The sequence below is a fragment of the Rhodoferax sp. RT5P35 genome (assembly GCF_056521385.1).
Genome location: NZ_JBWMAX010000115.1, coordinates 1 through 1,462, shown reverse-complemented (window position 1 = coordinate 1,462; position 1,462 = coordinate 1). Strand labels below are relative to the sequence as shown.

The following is a 1,462-nucleotide window of genomic DNA, read 5'->3' as shown; positions in this document are numbered from 1 at the left end:
CGGGTAGCCGCCCGGACGCAGCAGCGCCGAGGCCCGCACCAAGGACATCGAGAAGCCGGTTTCCACCGCCGCATCCTGCCAAGCCTGCACGGTGGGGTCGTCGCTGGTCACATCGTCAGGCACCAACAATGCCAGGTGCGTCAGTGCCACGGGCTGTGCCCCCCCCCAATGCGGCCAGGCCCATAACGCGGCCCAGACCAGCAGGGCCGCAACCACGGTACCGCGTGCCAGACGAAACAACGCCATGGCGGTCATACCACCACCCCCGATAGGGACGTATCGGCCCACAAGAGATTGTCGGCTTCGCCGTTGTCGGACAGGGCGGTCGCGCCTCTCTCATCGGCCCACACCGTACCGTACACCCTTGTCCCGGCAGCAATCCGGATCTGCGGTGCCGCCACTGTCGCCGCTTGGCTCGGCGTGCCAATGGTGCAGCCAGCGCCCAAGACAATGGCGGTCTCGGACACCACCGAACCACGCACCACGCAACCCGCGCCCAGGTGGATGACTCCCCCCGCCACCACATTGCCGCTGATCTGGCTGCCAGGTCCCACATGCAAGACACCGCGCGCCTTCAGGCTGCCTGTGGCCTGGCAATACGCACCGAGCACCAGGTCTGCCAAACAGACGATGTCGGCACGCCACGCCCGGCAGGCATCCACTTGCAGTGCCAGGCGGGCAAAAGCCCGGCGCACTGTGCCGTCCCAGACCACACCGGCAGGCCAGTCGGTCATGGCAACGCACACGGCCGAATCATCCGGGGGGCAACCGGCGAACCACCCGGCGTACCCGACAAACAGCACTTGGGGCGCATGCAGCAACATGAAGTCCACTCCCCGCGCGACGGTGATGGACTGCTGGGCCGTCACCCGGCCAGTAACCTGGCATGCGTCACCAATGTGCACCTCTTGCCCGTGCGCCCAACGCAGTACGGTCGTACCAGGCTGCAGCGTGGCCGTGGTACCCGCCCACAGGGCGCGGTAGACACCATCGGTCGCGGTCCGCAGCCAACCGGAGGCCGCCACTTCCGCATAGAAATGCATGTTCTCAGGCAACTGGACACCGCCTTCGATGTGCCACAGCCGGTCACTGCGCCCCGCGAGGATTTCCGCTGGCTGCAAAGGCAGGTCGGCGCTCTCCGGGCCCAACACCAGATGGGTGATGGTCGAGCCCCCCAGATGGCTGGCACCCGTGCGGACGGCTTCTGCCAGCAGGGTCGCAAAACTGTGGGCCAGGTACGGCGGGTCGAGGGCATCGGCCTCGTCGATCTGTAGCGGAACCACATCGCTGGGCCGCTGCCATTCGCGCAACGCAGGCAGCAACGGCACCGCCAGGACCGATGCCGTGAGCAAGACCAGCAGGGCCAGCATCATGGATGTACCTCTGCAGGTACCGGCGCATGCACAGACATTGCTACCGACGCGGTGGCCACTGGCGCAGCCGCACGGCGGTACCGCACGGT

General features: G+C 67.0%; 1 protein-coding gene and 1 pseudogene. Both read right to left on the bottom strand.

Annotation, left to right across the window (positions count from 1 at the left end; genetic code table 11):
- A pseudogene (locus AC097L_RS24130) lies at positions 1-246 on the bottom strand (hypothetical protein); the annotation flags it as partial.
- Between the two features lie 5 nt (positions 247-251).
- On the bottom strand, positions 252-1,373 hold the full coding sequence (locus AC097L_RS24125) for a bactofilin family protein (RefSeq protein WP_479589259.1): 1,122 nt from the start codon (positions 1,371-1,373) through the stop codon (positions 252-254).
- Positions 1,374-1,462 lie beyond the last annotated feature (89 nt).